Annotated in this window: 13 protein-coding genes; all 13 read left to right on the top strand. The window is 53.2% G+C overall.

All coding sequences use genetic code 11. The annotated features are described in order from the left end of the window. Positions 1-81: 81 nt before the first annotated feature. The 13 genes from ispU to tnpA all read left to right on the top strand — a co-directional run bounded on the left by ispU (position 82) and on the right by tnpA (position 15,377). On the top strand, positions 82-840 hold the full coding sequence (gene ispU, locus ABVN44_RS17485) for a (2E,6E)-farnesyl-diphosphate-specific ditrans,polycis-undecaprenyl-diphosphate synthase (protein ID WP_000947413.1): 759 nt from the start codon (positions 82-84) through the stop codon (positions 838-840). A 12-nt stretch (positions 841-852) separates the two neighbouring features. Beyond that, positions 853-1,710, top strand: a complete 858-nt coding sequence (cdsA, locus tag ABVN44_RS17480) for a phosphatidate cytidylyltransferase (RefSeq protein WP_000922422.1) — start codon at positions 853-855, stop codon at positions 1,708-1,710. 11 nt (positions 1,711-1,721) lie between these two features. Continuing rightward, positions 1,722-3,074, top strand: a complete 1,353-nt coding sequence (rseP, locus tag ABVN44_RS17475) for a sigma E protease regulator RseP (RefSeq protein WP_000949017.1) — start codon at positions 1,722-1,724, stop codon at positions 3,072-3,074. A gap of 31 nt (positions 3,075-3,105) precedes the next feature. Then, positions 3,106-5,517, top strand: a complete 2,412-nt coding sequence (gene bamA / locus ABVN44_RS17470; protein WP_001240923.1) for an outer membrane protein assembly factor BamA — start codon at positions 3,106-3,108, stop codon at positions 5,515-5,517. Between the two features lie 122 nt (positions 5,518-5,639). Further along, the gene (skp, locus tag ABVN44_RS17465) at positions 5,640-6,125 is read left to right on the top strand and encodes a molecular chaperone Skp (RefSeq protein ID WP_000758966.1); all 486 of its coding nucleotides are present in this window, start codon (positions 5,640-5,642) and stop codon (positions 6,123-6,125) included. Positions 6,126-6,128: 3 nt separating this feature from the next. Further along, on the top strand, positions 6,129-7,154 hold the full coding sequence (lpxD, locus tag ABVN44_RS17460) for a UDP-3-O-(3-hydroxymyristoyl)glucosamine N-acyltransferase (RefSeq protein WP_023232653.1): 1,026 nt from the start codon (positions 6,129-6,131) through the stop codon (positions 7,152-7,154). A gap of 105 nt (positions 7,155-7,259) precedes the next feature. Continuing rightward, on the top strand, positions 7,260-7,715 hold the full coding sequence (gene fabZ / locus ABVN44_RS17455; RefSeq protein WP_000210741.1) for a 3-hydroxyacyl-ACP dehydratase FabZ: 456 nt from the start codon (positions 7,260-7,262) through the stop codon (positions 7,713-7,715). A gap of 3 nt (positions 7,716-7,718) precedes the next feature. Then, positions 7,719-8,507, top strand: coding sequence for an acyl-ACP--UDP-N-acetylglucosamine O-acyltransferase (gene lpxA / locus ABVN44_RS17450; protein WP_000565950.1), 789 nt, complete (start codon positions 7,719-7,721; stop codon positions 8,505-8,507). Beyond that, on the top strand, positions 8,507-9,655 hold the full coding sequence (gene lpxB / locus ABVN44_RS17445; protein ID WP_000741216.1) for a lipid-A-disaccharide synthase: 1,149 nt from the start codon (positions 8,507-8,509) through the stop codon (positions 9,653-9,655). Before lpxA ends, lpxB begins: the two co-directional genes overlap by 1 nt. Next, the gene (rnhB, locus tag ABVN44_RS17440; protein WP_000569411.1) at positions 9,652-10,248 is read left to right on the top strand and encodes a ribonuclease HII; all 597 of its coding nucleotides are present in this window, start codon (positions 9,652-9,654) and stop codon (positions 10,246-10,248) included. Before lpxB ends, rnhB begins: the two co-directional genes overlap by 4 nt. 23 nt (positions 10,249-10,271) lie before the next feature. Beyond that, a complete protein-coding gene (gene dnaE / locus ABVN44_RS17435; RefSeq protein WP_023232654.1) occupies positions 10,272-13,754 on the top strand; it encodes a DNA polymerase III subunit alpha in 3,483 nt (1,160 codons plus the stop codon). 12 nt (positions 13,755-13,766) lie between these two features. Next, positions 13,767-14,726: an acetyl-CoA carboxylase carboxyl transferase subunit alpha gene (gene accA / locus ABVN44_RS17430; protein WP_000055753.1), complete on the top strand. Its 960-nt coding sequence runs from the start codon at positions 13,767-13,769 to the stop codon at positions 14,724-14,726. Positions 14,727-14,918: 192 nt separating this feature from the next. Continuing rightward, the gene (tnpA, locus tag ABVN44_RS17425; RefSeq protein WP_000502119.1) at positions 14,919-15,377 is read left to right on the top strand and encodes an IS200/IS605-like element IS200F family transposase; all 459 of its coding nucleotides are present in this window, start codon (positions 14,919-14,921) and stop codon (positions 15,375-15,377) included. Positions 15,378-15,486: the final 109 nt, after the last annotated feature.

Raw genomic sequence — 15,486 nt, 5'->3', positions numbered from 1 at the left:
GAAGCGAACCGAAGAGAATGTGTATAAAGGCTTCAGTATTCCTGAGTACCGCTAAATCCTTTCAGGGACAAAAAACGCGTTATGTTGTCTGCAACTCAACCAGTAAGCGAAAATTTGCCAGCACATGGCTGCCGTCATGTTGCCATAATTATGGATGGCAATGGTCGCTGGGCGAAAAAGCAAGGGAAGATCCGGGCCTTTGGGCATAAAGCCGGGGCGAAGTCCGTCCGGCGAGCGGTCTCTTTTGCTGCCAATAACGGTATTGATGCGTTAACGCTGTATGCCTTTAGTAGTGAAAACTGGAACCGACCGGCGCAGGAAGTGAGCGCGTTAATGGAGCTGTTTGTGTGGGCGCTGGATAGCGAAGTCAAAAGCCTGCACCGCCATAACGTTCGCCTGCGTATTATCGGCGATATCAGCCGATTTAACTCACGTTTACAAGAACGTATTCGCAAATCAGAAGCGCTTACCGCCCATAATACGGGTCTAACGCTGAATATCGCTGCGAATTACGGCGGACGTTGGGATATTGTCCAGGGAGTCCGACAACTGGCGGAACAGGTGCAGGCTGGAGTGCTGCGCCCCGATCAGATTGATGAAGAGAGACTAGGCCAGCAAATCTGTATGCATGAGCTGGCGCCTGTGGATTTAGTAATTAGGACTGGGGGAGAGCATCGCATTAGTAACTTTTTGCTTTGGCAAATTGCCTATGCCGAACTTTACTTTACGGATGTTCTTTGGCCCGATTTCGATGAACAAGACTTTGAAGGTGCGCTGCATGCCTTTGCTAATCGAGAGCGTCGTTTCGGCGGTACCGAGCCTGGTGATGACAAAGCCTGATGGGGGTTGCTTTTGCTGAAGTATCGCCTGATTTCTGCTTTTGTGTTAATACCCGCGGTCATCGCTGCGCTTTTTTTATTGCCGCCGGTGGGGTTCGCCATTATTACGCTGGTTGTCTGTATGCTGGCCGCGTGGGAATGGGGACAGTTAAGCGGTTTCGCCGCGCGTTCACAGCGGGTTTGGCTGGCGGTGCTGTGTGGTCTGTTATTGGCGCTGATGCTATTTTTGTTGCCTGAGTATCATCACAACATTCGTCAACCGCTGGTTGAGATGTCGCTTTGGGCATCGTTAGGATGGTGGGTTGTCGCGCTACTGCTGGTGCTATTTTATCCCGGTTCGGCGGCAATCTGGCGCAACTCAAAAACATTGCGTCTCATTTTCGGTTTGTTAACTATTGTGCCATTTTTCTGGGGAATGCTGGCGCTGCGCGCCTGGCACTATGACGAGAATCATTACAGTGGCGCAATATGGCTACTCTATGTCATGATCCTGGTCTGGGGAGCGGACTCTGGCGCGTATATGTTTGGTAAATTGTTTGGCAAACATAAGTTGGCGCCGAAGGTTTCCCCGGGTAAAACCTGGCAAGGGTTTATCGGCGGGCTTGCTACGGCTGCCGTGATCTCATGGGGTTACGGTATGTGGGCGAATCTGAATGTTGCGCCTGTTATCTTGCTGATTTGCTCTGTGGTGGCGGCTCTGGCTTCTGTACTGGGCGACCTCACCGAGAGTATGTTTAAGCGCGAAGCAGGAATTAAGGATAGCGGCCACTTGATTCCAGGCCATGGCGGCATTCTGGACCGAATTGACAGCCTGACGGCTGCCGTACCGGTCTTTGCTTGCCTGTTGTTACTGGTGTTCAGGACGCTCTAACGGAAGGTTTTATGCTGAGTATTCTCTGGAATCTGGCTGCATTCATCATCGCACTGGGCGTGCTGATCACTGTGCATGAATTTGGTCATTTCTGGGTTGCCCGGCGCTGCGGTGTGCGAGTTGAGCGCTTTTCCATCGGTTTTGGCAAAGCGCTCTGGCGTCGTACCGATCGGTACGGCACCGAGTATGTCATCGCCCTGATCCCGCTGGGCGGCTACGTCAAAATGCTGGATGAACGCGCCGAACCGGTAGCGCCGGAATTGCGTCGTCACGCCTTCAATAACAAAACGGTGGGCCAGCGCGCCGCAATTATTGCCGCAGGTCCGGTTGCGAACTTCATTTTTGCTATCTTTGCTTACTGGCTGGTCTTTATCATCGGCGTCCCTGGCGTTCGTCCGGTCATTGGCGAAATAACGCCCAACTCGATTGCTGCGCAGGCGCAAATTGCGCCTGGTACGGAACTTAAAGCCGTTGATGGTATCGAAACCCCTGATTGGGATGCCGTGCGTTTACAACTGGTGTCCAAAATTGGCGATCAGCAGACGACGGTGAGCGTCGCGCCGTTTGGTAGCGACCAGCGGCAGGACAAAACGCTTGATTTACGTCACTGGGCATTTGAGCCTGATAAGCAAGATCCTGTATCTTCTTTAGGGATTCGGCCCCGCGGGCCACAGATTGAACCGGTACTGTCAGAAGTGCAGGCGAATTCCGCAGCCAGTAAAGCGGGTTTGCAAGCGGGCGACAGGATCGTTAAAGTCGATGGTCAGCCGTTAACGCAGTGGATGAAATTCGTGACGTTTGTACGCGATAATCCCGGTAAGCCGTTAGCGTTAGAGATTGAAAGGCAGGGGAGCGCCTTGTCGTTGACGTTAACGCCGGATACGAAATCGGTTAACGGAAAGGCGGAAGGGTTTGCAGGCGTGGTGCCTAAAATTATTCCTCTGCCGGAAGAGTACAAGACTATACGCCAGTATGGGCCTTTTAGCGCCATCCTCGAAGCCACGGATAAGACGTGGCAGTTGATGAAGCTGACGGTCAGTATGCTGGGTAAATTGATAACCGGTGATGTGAAACTGAACAACCTCAGTGGGCCGATTTCTATCGCTCAGGGGGCTGGGATGTCAGCGGAGTTCGGGGTGATTTATTACCTGATGTTCCTTGCGCTAATCAGCGTGAACTTAGGGATAATTAACCTGTTTCCGCTGCCCGTTCTTGACGGGGGGCATCTGCTGTTCCTGGCGATTGAAAAGCTTAAGGGCGGGCCGGTATCCGAGCGGGTTCAAGACTTTAGTTATCGCATTGGCTCGATTTTGCTGGTGTTGTTAATGGGGCTTGCACTTTTCAATGATTTCTCTCGGTTGTAAGAGAGTTAGTTAGGAAGAACGCATAATAACGATGGCGATGAAAAAGTTGCTCATAGCGTCGCTGCTGTTCAGCAGCGCCACCGTATACGGTGCTGAAGGGTTCGTAGTGAAGGACATTCATTTCGAAGGCCTGCAGCGAGTCGCCGTTGGTGCGGCTCTCCTCAGTATGCCGGTGCGCACAGGCGACACGGTTAATGATGAAGATATCAGTAACACCATTCGCGCTCTGTTCGCCACCGGCAACTTTGAGGACGTCCGCGTCCTGCGCGATGGTAATACCCTTCTGGTTCAGGTAAAAGAACGTCCGACCATTGCCAGCATCACTTTCTCCGGGAACAAGTCGGTGAAAGATGACATGCTCAAGCAAAACCTCGAAGCGTCTGGCGTACGTGTTGGCGAGTCTCTGGATCGCACCACGTTGTCTGATATCGAAAAAGGTCTGGAAGACTTTTACTATAGCGTAGGTAAATACAGCGCCAGCGTTAAGGCGGTCGTCACGCCGCTACCGCGCAACCGTGTTGATCTTAAACTGGTGTTCCAGGAGGGCGTATCGGCGAAGATCCAACAGATCAACATCGTCGGTAACCATGCCTTTAGCACCGAAGAACTCATTTCTCATTTCCAGTTGCGTGACGAAGTGCCGTGGTGGAACGTCGTCGGCGATCGTAAATACCAGAAACAGAAGCTGGCGGGCGACCTTGAAACCTTGCGCAGCTACTATCTGGATCGCGGCTACGCGCGTTTCAATATTGACTCCACGCAAGTGAGTCTGACGCCGGATAAGAAAGGGATCTACATCACCGTCAATATCACCGAAGGCGATCAGTACAAGCTTTCCGGGGTTCAGGTGAGCGGTAACCTGGCCGGACATTCCGCTGAAATTGAGAAACTGACGAAAATTGAACCGGGCGAGCTCTATAACGGCACCAAAGTGACCAAAATGGAAGATGACATCAAAAAGCTTCTGGGTCGCTATGGTTACGCCTATCCGCGCGTGCAGTCACAGCCTGAAATTAACGATGCTGACAAAACCGTAAAACTGCGCGTAAACGTCGATGCGGGCAACCGTTTCTACGTGCGTAAGATCCGCTTTGAAGGCAACGACACCTCAAAAGATTCCGTTCTGCGCCGTGAAATGCGCCAGATGGAAGGGGCGTGGCTGGGCAGCGACCTGGTTGACCAGGGAAAAGAGCGTCTGAACCGTCTCGGCTTCTTTGAAACCGTCGACACCGACACGCAGCGCGTTCCGGGTAGCCCGGATCAGGTTGATGTGGTGTACAAGGTGAAAGAGCGCAACACCGGTAGCTTTAACTTCGGTATCGGTTACGGTACAGAAAGCGGCGTTAGCTTCCAGGCCGGCGTTCAGCAGGACAACTGGTTAGGTACCGGTTATTCCGTGGGGATTAACGGTACCAAAAACGACTACCAGACCTACAGCGAACTGTCCGTTACTAACCCATACTTTACCGTTGACGGCGTGAGCCTCGGTGGTCGTATTTTCTATAACGACTTTGAAGCGGATGATGCCGACCTGTCCGACTATACCAACAAGAGTTACGGTACGGATGTGACGCTTGGCTTCCCCATCAACGAGTACAACACGTTGCGTGCTGGTCTGGGTTATGTCCATAACAAACTGTCCAACATGCAGCCGCAGATTGCGATGGATCGTTATCTTGAGTCGATGGGCGACCCTGATGCCAGCGATTTTGCCGCCGACGACTTCACCTTTAACTACGGCTGGACCTATAACAAGCTTGACCGTGGTTATTTCCCGACGGACGGCTCGCGAGTCAACCTGACGGGTAAGGTGACGATTCCAGGTTCCGACAACGAATACTACAAAGTGTCGCTGGATACCGCGACCTATGTGCCTATTGATAACGATCACAAGTGGGTGGTTCTGGGGCGTACTCGTTGGGGTTACGGCGATGGTTTAGGCGGCAAGGAAATGCCGTTCTATGAGAACTTCTATGCCGGTGGTTCCAGTACCGTGCGTGGTTTCCAGTCGAATACTATCGGCCCGAAAGCGGTCTATAAAAACGGCGCCCGCACTAGTGGGGGCGATAATGATGATTACGAAGACTGTACTCAGGAATCAGGCTGTAAATCAGATGATGCGGTAGGTGGTAATGCCATGGCTGTCGCCAGCCTGGAATTTATTACCCCGACGCCGTTCATCAGCGAAAAGTATGCCAACTCGGTTCGTACCTCCTTCTTCTGGGATATGGGTACCGTTTGGGATACGAACTGGGATCCGTCATCTGCGCCGTCAGATGTACCGGATTACAGCGATCCAGGCAACATCCGTATGTCCGCGGGTATCGCATTACAATGGATGTCCCCATTGGGGCCGTTGGTCTTCTCCTACGCCCAGCCGTTTAAAAAGTACGATGGAGACAAAGCCGAGCAGTTCCAGTTTAACATTGGTAAAACCTGGTAATTGTTCACTGCAAAGGAATGCATTGGTAGTGTAGCGATGACTTTTGGCGATGCCCCCGGGGATCGCCAGGCCACGCAAAGAGCTGTACCTTCGGGTGCAAATGGGATGGTAAGGAGTTTATTGTGAAAAAGTGGTTATTAGCTGCAGGTCTTGGTTTGGCGATGGTAACGTCCGCACAGGCTGCTGACAAAATTGCAATCGTCAACATGGGTAATCTGTTCCAACAGGTTGCGCAGAAGACGGGTGTATCCAATACACTGGAAAACGAATTTAAAGGCCGTGCGGCTGAACTGCAAAAAATGGAAACCGATCTGCAATCTAAAATGCAGCGTCTGCAATCCATGAAAGCAGGTAGCGATCGTACTAAGCTGGAAAAAGACGTGATGTCTCAGCGCCAGACTTTCGCGCAAAAAGCGCAGGCTTTTGAGAAAGATCGCGCTCGTCGTTCCAACGAAGAACGCAACAAACTGGTGACTCGTATCCAGACTGCGGTGAAAAAAGTGGCTAACGACCAGAGTATCGATCTGGTGGTAGACGCAAACACCGTTGCTTACAACAGCAGCGATGTGAAAGACATCACCGCTGACGTACTGAAACAGGTTAAATAAGTAATGCCTTCAATTCGACTGGCTGACTTAGCAGAACAGTTGGATGCAGAATTACACGGTGATGGCGATATCGTCATCACCGGCGTTGCGTCCATGCAATCTGCAACAACAGGCCACATTACGTTTATGGTAAATCCTAAGTACCGTGAACACTTAGGTATATGCCAGGCTTCTGCGGTTGTCATGACGCAGGACGATCTTCCTTTTGCCAAGAGCGCGGCGCTGGTAGTTAAAAATCCCTACCTGACCTACGCGCGCATGGCGCAAATTTTAGATACTACGCCGCAGCCCGCGCAGAATATCGCGCCAAGCGCCGTGATTGATGCGACGGCAACGCTGGGTAGCAATGTTTCAATCGGCGCGAATGCGGTGATTGAATCTGGCGTACAACTGGGCGATAACGTGGTTATCGGCGCAGGCTGTTTCGTCGGAAAAAATAGCAAAATCGGGGCGGGTTCACGCTTGTGGGCGAACGTAACGATTTACCACGACATTCAGATCGGTGAGAATTGCCTGATCCAGTCCAGTACGGTGATCGGCGCGGACGGTTTTGGCTACGCTAACGATCGTGGCAACTGGGTGAAGATCCCACAACTGGGCCGGGTCATTATTGGCGATCGTGTCGAGATCGGCGCTTGTACCACCATTGACCGTGGCGCGTTGGATGATACTGTTATTGGCAATGGCGTGATTATTGATAATCAGTGCCAGATTGCACATAACGTCGTGATTGGCGACAATACGGCAGTTGCCGGTGGCGTCATTATGGCGGGTAGCCTGAAGATTGGCCGTTACTGCATGATTGGCGGCGCCAGCGTGATCAATGGGCATATGGAAATATGCGACAAAGTCACGGTAACTGGCATGGGTATGGTGATGCGTCCCATCACGGAACCGGGCGTCTACTCCTCAGGCATTCCGCTGCAACCCAACAAAGTATGGCGTAAAACTGCTGCACTGGTGATGAACATTGATGATATGAGCAAGCGTCTCAAAGCGATTGAGCGCAAGGTTAATCAACAAGACTAACGTTCCGCCTTGTAGTTGCCATTCTTTTCCGGCCTGTCACATTCATACGATTGCGGCAGGCCGTGTTATTATTGCCTTTTTGTATATTTGGACAGGAAGAGTATTTTGACTACTAACACTCATACTCTGCAGATTGAAGAGATTTTAGAGCTTCTGCCGCACCGTTTTCCGTTTTTACTGGTCGATCGCGTGCTGGACTTTGAAGAAGGTCGTTTTCTGCGTGCGGTGAAAAATGTCTCCGTCAACGAGCCGTTTTTCCAGGGACACTTCCCGGGCAAACCGATTTTGCCAGGCGTGCTGATTCTGGAAGCGATGGCGCAGGCAACCGGTATTCTGGCGTTTAAAAGCGTTGGTAAACTGGAACCTGGCGAACTGTATTATTTCGCGGGTATTGATGAAGCGCGCTTTAAGCGTCCGGTGGTGCCAGGCGATCAGATGATCATGGAAGTCACTTTCGAGAAAACGCGCCGTGGCCTGACCCGCTTTAAAGGGGTTGCGCTGGTCGACGGTAAAGTTGTGTGCGAAGCAACCATGATGTGTGCTCGTAGCCGGGAGGCCTGATTCGTGATTGATAAATCCGCCTTTATTCATCCTACCGCCATTGTGGAAGACGGCGCTGTAATTGGCGCTAATGCCCACATTGGTCCCTTTTGTATTGTTGGGCCGCAGGTCGAAATTGGTGAGGGAACCGTACTGAAGTCTCATGTGGTCGTGAATGGTCAAACCAAAATCGGCCGCGACAACGAGATTTATCAGTTTGCCTCCATCGGTGAAGTGAACCAGGATCTGAAATATGCGGGTGAGCCGACCCGTGTGGAAATTGGCGATCGTAACCGCATCCGCGAAAGCGTCACCATTCATCGTGGTACAGTGCAGGGCGGTGGGTTGACGAAGGTGGGTAGCGATAACCTGCTGATGATCAATGCGCATGTCGCACATGATTGTACGGTAGGTAATCGCTGTATCCTCGCCAACAACGCCACGCTGGCGGGGCACGTATCAGTCGATGATTTTGCGATTATCGGCGGTATGACGGCAGTTCATCAATTCTGCATTATCGGTGCGCATGTGATGGTCGGCGGCTGCTCCGGCGTGGCGCAGGATGTCCCTCCGTATGTGATTGCGCAGGGTAACCATGCGACGCCGTTCGGGGTAAATATCGAAGGGCTGAAGCGTCGCGGCTTTAGCCGTGAAGGGCTGGTGGCGATTCGTAATGCCTACAAACTGTTGTACCGCAGTGGTAAAACGCTCGATGAAGCGAAGCTGGAAATCGCTGAACTTGCTGAAAAGCATCCGGAAGTGAAGGCGTTTACCGAGTTCTTTGAGCGTTCAACGCGCGGTCCGATTCGTTAATGGCGGCACAGCGTCCTTTAACGATTGCCCTGGTCGCCGGTGAAACGTCCGGCGATATTCTTGGCGCAGGCTTAATTCGTGCGCTGAAAGCGCGCGTACCCAACGCCCGTTTTGTGGGCGTTGCGGGGCCGCGTATGCAGGCCGAAGGGTGTGAAGCCTGGTACGAAATGGAAGAGCTGGCGGTCATGGGCATTGTTGAAGTGCTCGGACGTTTACGCCGTTTGTTGCATATCCGCGCCGATCTGACCCGCCGTTTTACCGAGCTCAAGCCCGATGTCTTTGTCGGGATTGATGCCCCTGATTTCAACATTACCCTCGAAGGTAATCTGAAAAAGCAAGGGATTAAGACCATTCATTATGTCAGCCCGTCCGTTTGGGCCTGGCGACAGAAACGCGTTTTCAAAATAGGCAGATCCACCCATATGGTGCTGGCTTTTCTGCCTTTCGAAAAAGCGTTTTACGATAAATTTAACGTCCCGTGCCGCTTTATCGGTCACACCATGGCGGATGCCATGCCGCTGGACCCGGATAAAAATGCGGCGCGCGACGTGCTGGGTATCCCGCATGACGCCCATTGTCTGGCGCTACTGCCAGGCAGCCGTGGCGCGGAAGTGGAAATGCTCAGCGCCGACTTCCTGAAAACCGCACAATTGCTGCGACAGCGCTATCCCGATCTGGAAGTGGTAGTGCCGCTGGTGAACGCGAAACGCCGCGAGCAGTTTGAAAAAATTAAAGCGGAGGTTGCGCCGGATCTCGCCGTTCATTTGCTGGACGGCATGGCGCGCGAGGCGATGATCGCCAGCGACGCGGCTCTGCTGGCCTCGGGTACGGCGGCGCTGGAGTGTATGCTGGCAAAATGCCCGATGGTAGTGGGGTATCGTATGAAGCCCTTCACTTTCTGGCTGGCGAAACGTCTGGTGAAAACGGAGTATGTGTCTTTGCCTAACCTGCTGGCGGGAAGAGAATTAGTCAAAGAGCTGTTGCAGGAAGAGTGCGAACCGCAAAAACTCGCCGAAGCGCTGTTGCCGCTACTGGCGAACGGTAAAACCAGCCATGCGATGCACGACACCTTCCGTGAACTGCATCAGCAGATCCGCTGTAATGCCGATGAGCAGGCGGCAGATGCCGTCCTGGAGTTAGCACAATGATCGAATTTGTTTATCCACACACCCATTTAGTGGCGGGTGTGGATGAAGTGGGCCGTGGCCCGCTGGTGGGCGCCGTAGTGACCGCCGCCGTGATCCTCGATCCGGCTCGTCCGATCGTCGGTCTGAATGATTCCAAAAAATTGTCTGAAAAGCGTCGTCTGTCATTGTATGACGAGATTAAAGAAAAGGCGTTAAGCTGGAGTCTGGGACGCGCGGAAGCGCATGAAATTGATGAGCTGAATATTTTGCACGCCACCATGCTCGCCATGCAGCGCGCTGTCGCTGGTCTGCATATTGCGCCAGAATATGTGCTGATCGACGGCAATCGCTGTCCGGCGCTGCCTGTGCCGTCAATGGCCGTGGTGAAAGGCGACAGTCGCGTGGCGGAGATTAGCGCGGCGTCTATTCTGGCAAAAGTCACCCGCGACGCAGAAATGGCGGCGCTGGATATCGTTTTTCCTCAGTATGGCTTTGCGCAGCACAAAGGCTATCCAACCGCTTTTCATCTGGAAAAGTTGGCCCAGTATGGCGCGACGGCGCACCACCGACGCAGTTTTGCGCCTGTTAAACGCGCTCTGGGACTTGTGTCCTGATTCTTGTATCGAGAAATCTGAAGATGTCTGAACCACGTTTCGTTCACCTGCGGGTGCACAGCGACTACTCTATGATCGATGGGCTGGCGAAGACCGGGCCGCTGGTGAAAAAGGCGGCCTCATTAGGTATGCCTGCGCTGGCGATCACCGATTTTACCAACCTCTGCGGTCTGGTGAAGTTCTACGGAGCGGGTCATGGCGCGGGCATTAAACCCATCGTCGGGGCGGACTTTAACGTTCACAACGAACTGCTGGGAGATGAGCTGACTCATCTGACGGTACTGGCGGCGAATAATACGGGATACCAGAACTTGACGTTGCTGATCTCGAAAGCGTATCAGCGCGGCTACGGCGCGGCAGGCCCGATTATCGAGCGCGACTGGCTGGTAGAGCTTAAAGAAGGTTTGATCCTGCTTTCCGGCGGGCGCATGGGCGACGTAGGCCGCTGTCTGCTACGCGGCAACCAGGCGCTGGTGGAGGAGTGCGTTGCTTTCTATGAAGCGCATTTTCCCGATCGCTACTTCCTGGAACTGATCCGTACCGGCAGACAGGATGAAGAGACCTATCTCCATGCTGCGGTTGAGCTGGCTGAGGCACGTGGTTTGCCGGTTGTCGCGACAAACGATGTCCGTTTTCTTGAAAGCGATGATTTTGACGCCCATGAAATTCGTGTCGCGATCCACGACGGTTTCACCCTTGACGATCCTAAGCGTCCACGCAATTATTCACCGCAGCAGTATATGCGCAGTGAAGAAGAAATGTGCGAGCTGTTCTCCGATATTCCGGAGGCGCTGGAAAATACGGTGGAGATTGCCAAACGCTGCAACGTAACGGTGCGTCTGGGTGAATATTTCCTGCCGCAGTTCCCGACCGGCGATATGACCACCGAAGATTATCTGGTCAAAAAATCGAAAGAGGGGCTGGAAGAGCGTCTGGCTTTCCTGTTTCCGGACGAAGAAGAGCGCAAAAAGCGTCGCCCGGAATATGACGAGCGTCTGGATATTGAACTACAGGTTATCAACCAGATGGGGTTCCCTGGCTACTTCCTCATCGTGATGGAGTTTATCCAGTGGTCAAAAGATAACGGCGTGCCGGTAGGGCCGGGACGTGGTTCCGGGGCTGGTTCGCTGGTGGCCTACGCGCTGAAAATTACCGACCTTGATCCGCTGGAATTTGACCTGCTGTTCGAACGTTTCCTGAACCCGGAACGTGTCTCGATGCCTGACTTCGACGTTGACTTCTGTATGGAGAAACGCGACCAGGTGATTGAGCACGTCGCAGACATGTACGGGCGTGATGCGGTATCGCAGATTATCACCTTCGGTACGATGGCGGCGAAAGCCGTTATCCGCGATGTGGGCCGCGTGCTGGGGCATCCGTACGGTTTTGTCGATCGTATCTCGAAGCTGGTGCCGCCCGATCCGGGCATGACGCTGGCAAAAGCCTTTGAAGCGGAACCGCAACTGCCGGAAATTTACGAGGCGGACGAAGAGGTCAGAGCGCTGATCGATATGGCGCGTAAGCTTGAAGGCGTCACGCGTAACGCCGGTAAACACGCTGGCGGCGTGGTCATTGCGCCGACCAAAATTACCGACTTTGCGCCGCTGTACTGCGATGAAGAGGGCAAGCATCCGGTTACCCAGTTTGATAAAAGCGACGTGGAATATGCCGGACTGGTGAAGTTCGACTTCCTCGGTTTGCGTACGCTGACCATCATCAACTGGGCGCTGGAGATGATCAACAAGCGGCGCGAGAAAAACGGCGAGCCGCCGCTGGATATCGCCGCCATTCCGCTGGACGATAAAAAAAGCTTCGACATGCTGCAGCGCTCGGAAACCACGGCGGTCTTCCAGCTTGAATCGCGCGGCATGAAAGATCTGATCAAACGTCTGCAGCCAGACTGCTTTGAAGATATGATCGCACTGGTGGCCCTGTTCCGTCCCGGCCCGTTGCAGTCAGGGATGGTAGATAACTTTATCGACCGTAAGCACGGTCGTGAAGAACTCTCTTACCCGGACGTTCAGTGGCAGCATGAAAGCCTGAAGCCGGTACTGGAGCCGACCTACGGCATCATTCTGTATCAGGAACAGGTGATGCAGATTGCCCAGGTACTTTCCGGGTATACTCTCGGCGGCGCGGATATGCTGCGTCGTGCGATGGGTAAGAAAAAGCCGGAGGAGATGGCCAAACAGCGTTCCGTTTTTGAAGAGGGCGCGAAAAAGAACGGTATCGACGGCGAACTGGCGATGAAAATCTTTGACCTGGTGGAGAAATTCGCCGGTTACGGGTTTAACAAATCGCACTCCGCCGCTTATGCGCTGGTTTCTTACCAGACGCTATGGCTAAAGGCGCACTATCCGGCTGAATTTATGGCGGCGGTGATGACTGCCGATATGGATAACACCGAGAAGGTCGTCGGCCTGGTGGACGAGTGCTGGCGGATGGGACTGAAAATTCTGCCGCCGGATATTAACTCCGGATTGTACCATTTCCACGTTAACGATGAGGGCGAGATCGTCTACGGCATCGGCGCGATCAAAGGCGTCGGCGAAGGGCCGATCGAAGCGATCATCGACGCGCGTAATCAGGGCGGCTATTTCCGCGAGCTGTTTGATCTGTGCGCGCGGACCGACACCAAAAAGCTCAACCGCCGGGTGCTGGAAAAGCTGATCATGTCCGGGGCGTTCGACCGCCTGGGGCCGCACCGCGCCGCGCTGATGAACTCATTGGGCGATGCGCTGAAAGCCGCCGACCAGCACGCCAAAGCGGAAGCTATCGGTCAGGCGGATATGTTCGGCGTACTGGCGGAAGAGCCGGAGCAAATCGAGCAATCCTATGCCAGCTGCCAGCCGTGGCCGGAGCAGGTGGTGTTAGATGGGGAACGTGAAACGTTGGGGCTGTACCTGACGGGCCACCCCATCAATCAGTATTTAAAAGAAATTGAGCGCTATGTCGGCGGGGTAAGGCTCAAAGACATGCATCCGACAGAACGTGGTAAAGTCACCACGGCTGCGGGGCTCGTGATTGCCGCAAGGGTTATGGTCACCAAGCGCGGCAATCGTATCGGCATCTGTACGCTGGATGACCGTTCCGGGCGTCTGGAAGTGATGTTATTTACCGACGCGCTGGATAAATACCAGCAGTTGCTGGAAAAAGACCGCATACTTATCGTCAGCGGACAGGTCAGCTTTGATGACTTCAGCGGGGGGCTTAAAATGACCGCCCGCGAAGTGATGGATATTGACGAAGCTCGCGAAAAATACGCTCGCGGGCTTGCTATCTCGCTGACGGACAGGCAAATTGATGACCAGCTTTTAAACCGACTCCGTCAGTCTCTGGAACCCCACCGCTCGGGGACCATTCCAGTACATCTCTACTATCAGAGGGCGGATGCGCGTGCGCGGCTGCGTTTTGGCGCAACGTGGCGTGTCTCTCCGAGCGATCGTTTACTTAACGATCTGCGTGGCCTCATTGGTTCGGAGCAGGTGGAACTGGAGTTTGACTAATACAGGAATACTATGAGTCTGAATTTCCTTGATTTTGAACAGCCGATAGCAGAGCTGGAAGCGAAAATCGATTCTCTGACTGCGGTAAGCCGCCAGGATGAGAAACTGGATATTAATATCGATGAAGAAGTCCATCGCCTGCGCGAAAAAAGCGTAGAACTGACGCGCAAAATCTTCGCCGATCTCGGCGCATGGCAGGTAGCCCAACTGGCGCGCCATCCGCAGCGTCCGTACACCCTGGATTATGTCCGTCTGGCGTTTGATGAGTTTGATGAGCTGGCGGGCGATCGCGCCTATGCTGATGACAAAGCCATCGTCGGCGGTATCGCGCGTCTGGAAGGGCGGCCGGTGATGATCATTGGTCATCAGAAAGGTCGTGAAACCAAAGAAAAAATTCGTCGTAACTTTGGCATGCCAGCGCCGGAAGGCTACCGCAAAGCGCTGCGCCTGATGGAAATGGCTGAACGCTTCAACATGCCGATTATCACCTTCATCGACACCCCGGGCGCTTACCCTGGCGTGGGCGCGGAAGAGCGTGGTCAGTCTGAAGCCATCGCCCGCAACCTGCGTGAGATGTCTCGTCTGAACGTACCGGTCATCTGCACCGTGATTGGCGAAGGCGGCTCCGGCGGCGCATTGGCGATTGGCGTGGGTGATAAAGTGAATATGCTGCAATACAGCACCTATTCCGTTATCTCCCCGGAAGGTTGCGCCTCTATTTTGTGGAAGAGCGCCGACAAAGCGCCATTGGCTGCTGAAGCAATGGGCATCATCGCGCCGCGTCTGAAAGAGCTGAAGCTAATCGATTCCATCATTCCGGAGCCGCTGGGCGGCGCGCACCGTAATCCGGAAGCGATGGCGGCATCGCTAAAAGCGCAGCTGCTGGAAGATTTAGCCGATCTCGATGTGTTAAGCACCGATGATTTAAAAAACCGTCGTTACCAGCGTTTGATGAGCTACGGTTACGCCTAATCATTTACCTCATTTTTCCCAGGAGGCCGGATAATCCGGCCTCTTTTTTGTCTATGGAAAACCCCCAGCTAGGCTGGGGGTTCCGGAAAGCTTTCAGCTTTAAGCCAGTTATTAAAACCCCTTTTGATTTGTTAAAACATCTTGCGGTCTGGCAACTGCAAAAGTTCAACAAGAAATCAAAAGGGGGTCCCAATGGGGGACGAAAAGAGCTTAGCGCACACCCGATGGAACTGTAAATATCACATAGTTTTCGCGCCCAAATACCGAAGACAAGCGTTCTATGGAGAGAAGCGTAGGGCAGTAGGCAGCATATTAAGAAAATTGTGTGAATGGAAAAACGTACGAATTCTGGAAGCGGAATGTTGTGCAGATCATATTCACATGCTTCTGGAGATCCCGCCGAAGATGAGTGTGTCGAGCTTCATGGGATATCTGAAGGGTAAAAGTAGTCTGATGCTTTACGAGCAGTTTGGGGATCTAAAATTCAAATACAGGAACAGGGAGTTCTGGTGCAGAGGGTACTATGTCGATACGGTGGGTAAGAACACGGCGAAGATACAGGACTACATAAAGCACCAGCTTGAAGAGGATAAAATGGGTGAGCAATTATCGATCCCTTATCCGGGCAGCCCGTTTACGGGCCGTAAGTAACGAAGTTTGATGCAAATGTCAGATCGTATGCGCCTGTTAGGGCGCGGCTGGTAAGAGAGCCTTACAGGCGCATCTGAAAAACCTCCGGCTATGCCGGAGGATATTTATT

Source organism: Salmonella sp. SJTUF15570, assembly GCF_043357055.1.
Classification (GTDB): Bacteria; Pseudomonadota; Gammaproteobacteria; order Enterobacterales; family Enterobacteriaceae; genus Salmonella; species Salmonella enterica.
Note: the sequence above shows the minus strand (reverse complement) of the source record. Positions and strands in the feature narration are given on the sequence as shown.

Excerpts from the sequence above, each read along its gene's own strand:
- ispU (WP_000947413.1), top strand. The coding sequence starts at position 82 with ATGTTGTCTGCAACTCAACCAGTAAGCGAAAATTTGCCAGCACATGGC.
- rseP (WP_000949017.1), top strand. The coding sequence starts at position 1,722 with ATGCTGAGTATTCTCTGGAATCTGGCTGCATTCATCATCGCACTGGGC.
- bamA (WP_001240923.1), top strand. The coding sequence starts at position 3,106 with ATGGCGATGAAAAAGTTGCTCATAGCGTCGCTGCTGTTCAGCAGCGCC.
- lpxD (WP_023232653.1), top strand. The coding sequence starts at position 6,129 with ATGCCTTCAATTCGACTGGCTGACTTAGCAGAACAGTTGGATGCAGAA.
- lpxB (WP_000741216.1), top strand. The coding sequence starts at position 8,507 with ATGGCGGCACAGCGTCCTTTAACGATTGCCCTGGTCGCCGGTGAAACG.
- rnhB (WP_000569411.1), top strand. The coding sequence starts at position 9,652 with ATGATCGAATTTGTTTATCCACACACCCATTTAGTGGCGGGTGTGGAT.
- dnaE (WP_023232654.1), top strand. The coding sequence starts at position 10,272 with ATGTCTGAACCACGTTTCGTTCACCTGCGGGTGCACAGCGACTACTCT.
- accA (WP_000055753.1), top strand. The coding sequence starts at position 13,767 with ATGAGTCTGAATTTCCTTGATTTTGAACAGCCGATAGCAGAGCTGGAA.
- tnpA (WP_000502119.1), top strand. The coding sequence starts at position 14,919 with ATGGGGGACGAAAAGAGCTTAGCGCACACCCGATGGAACTGTAAATAT.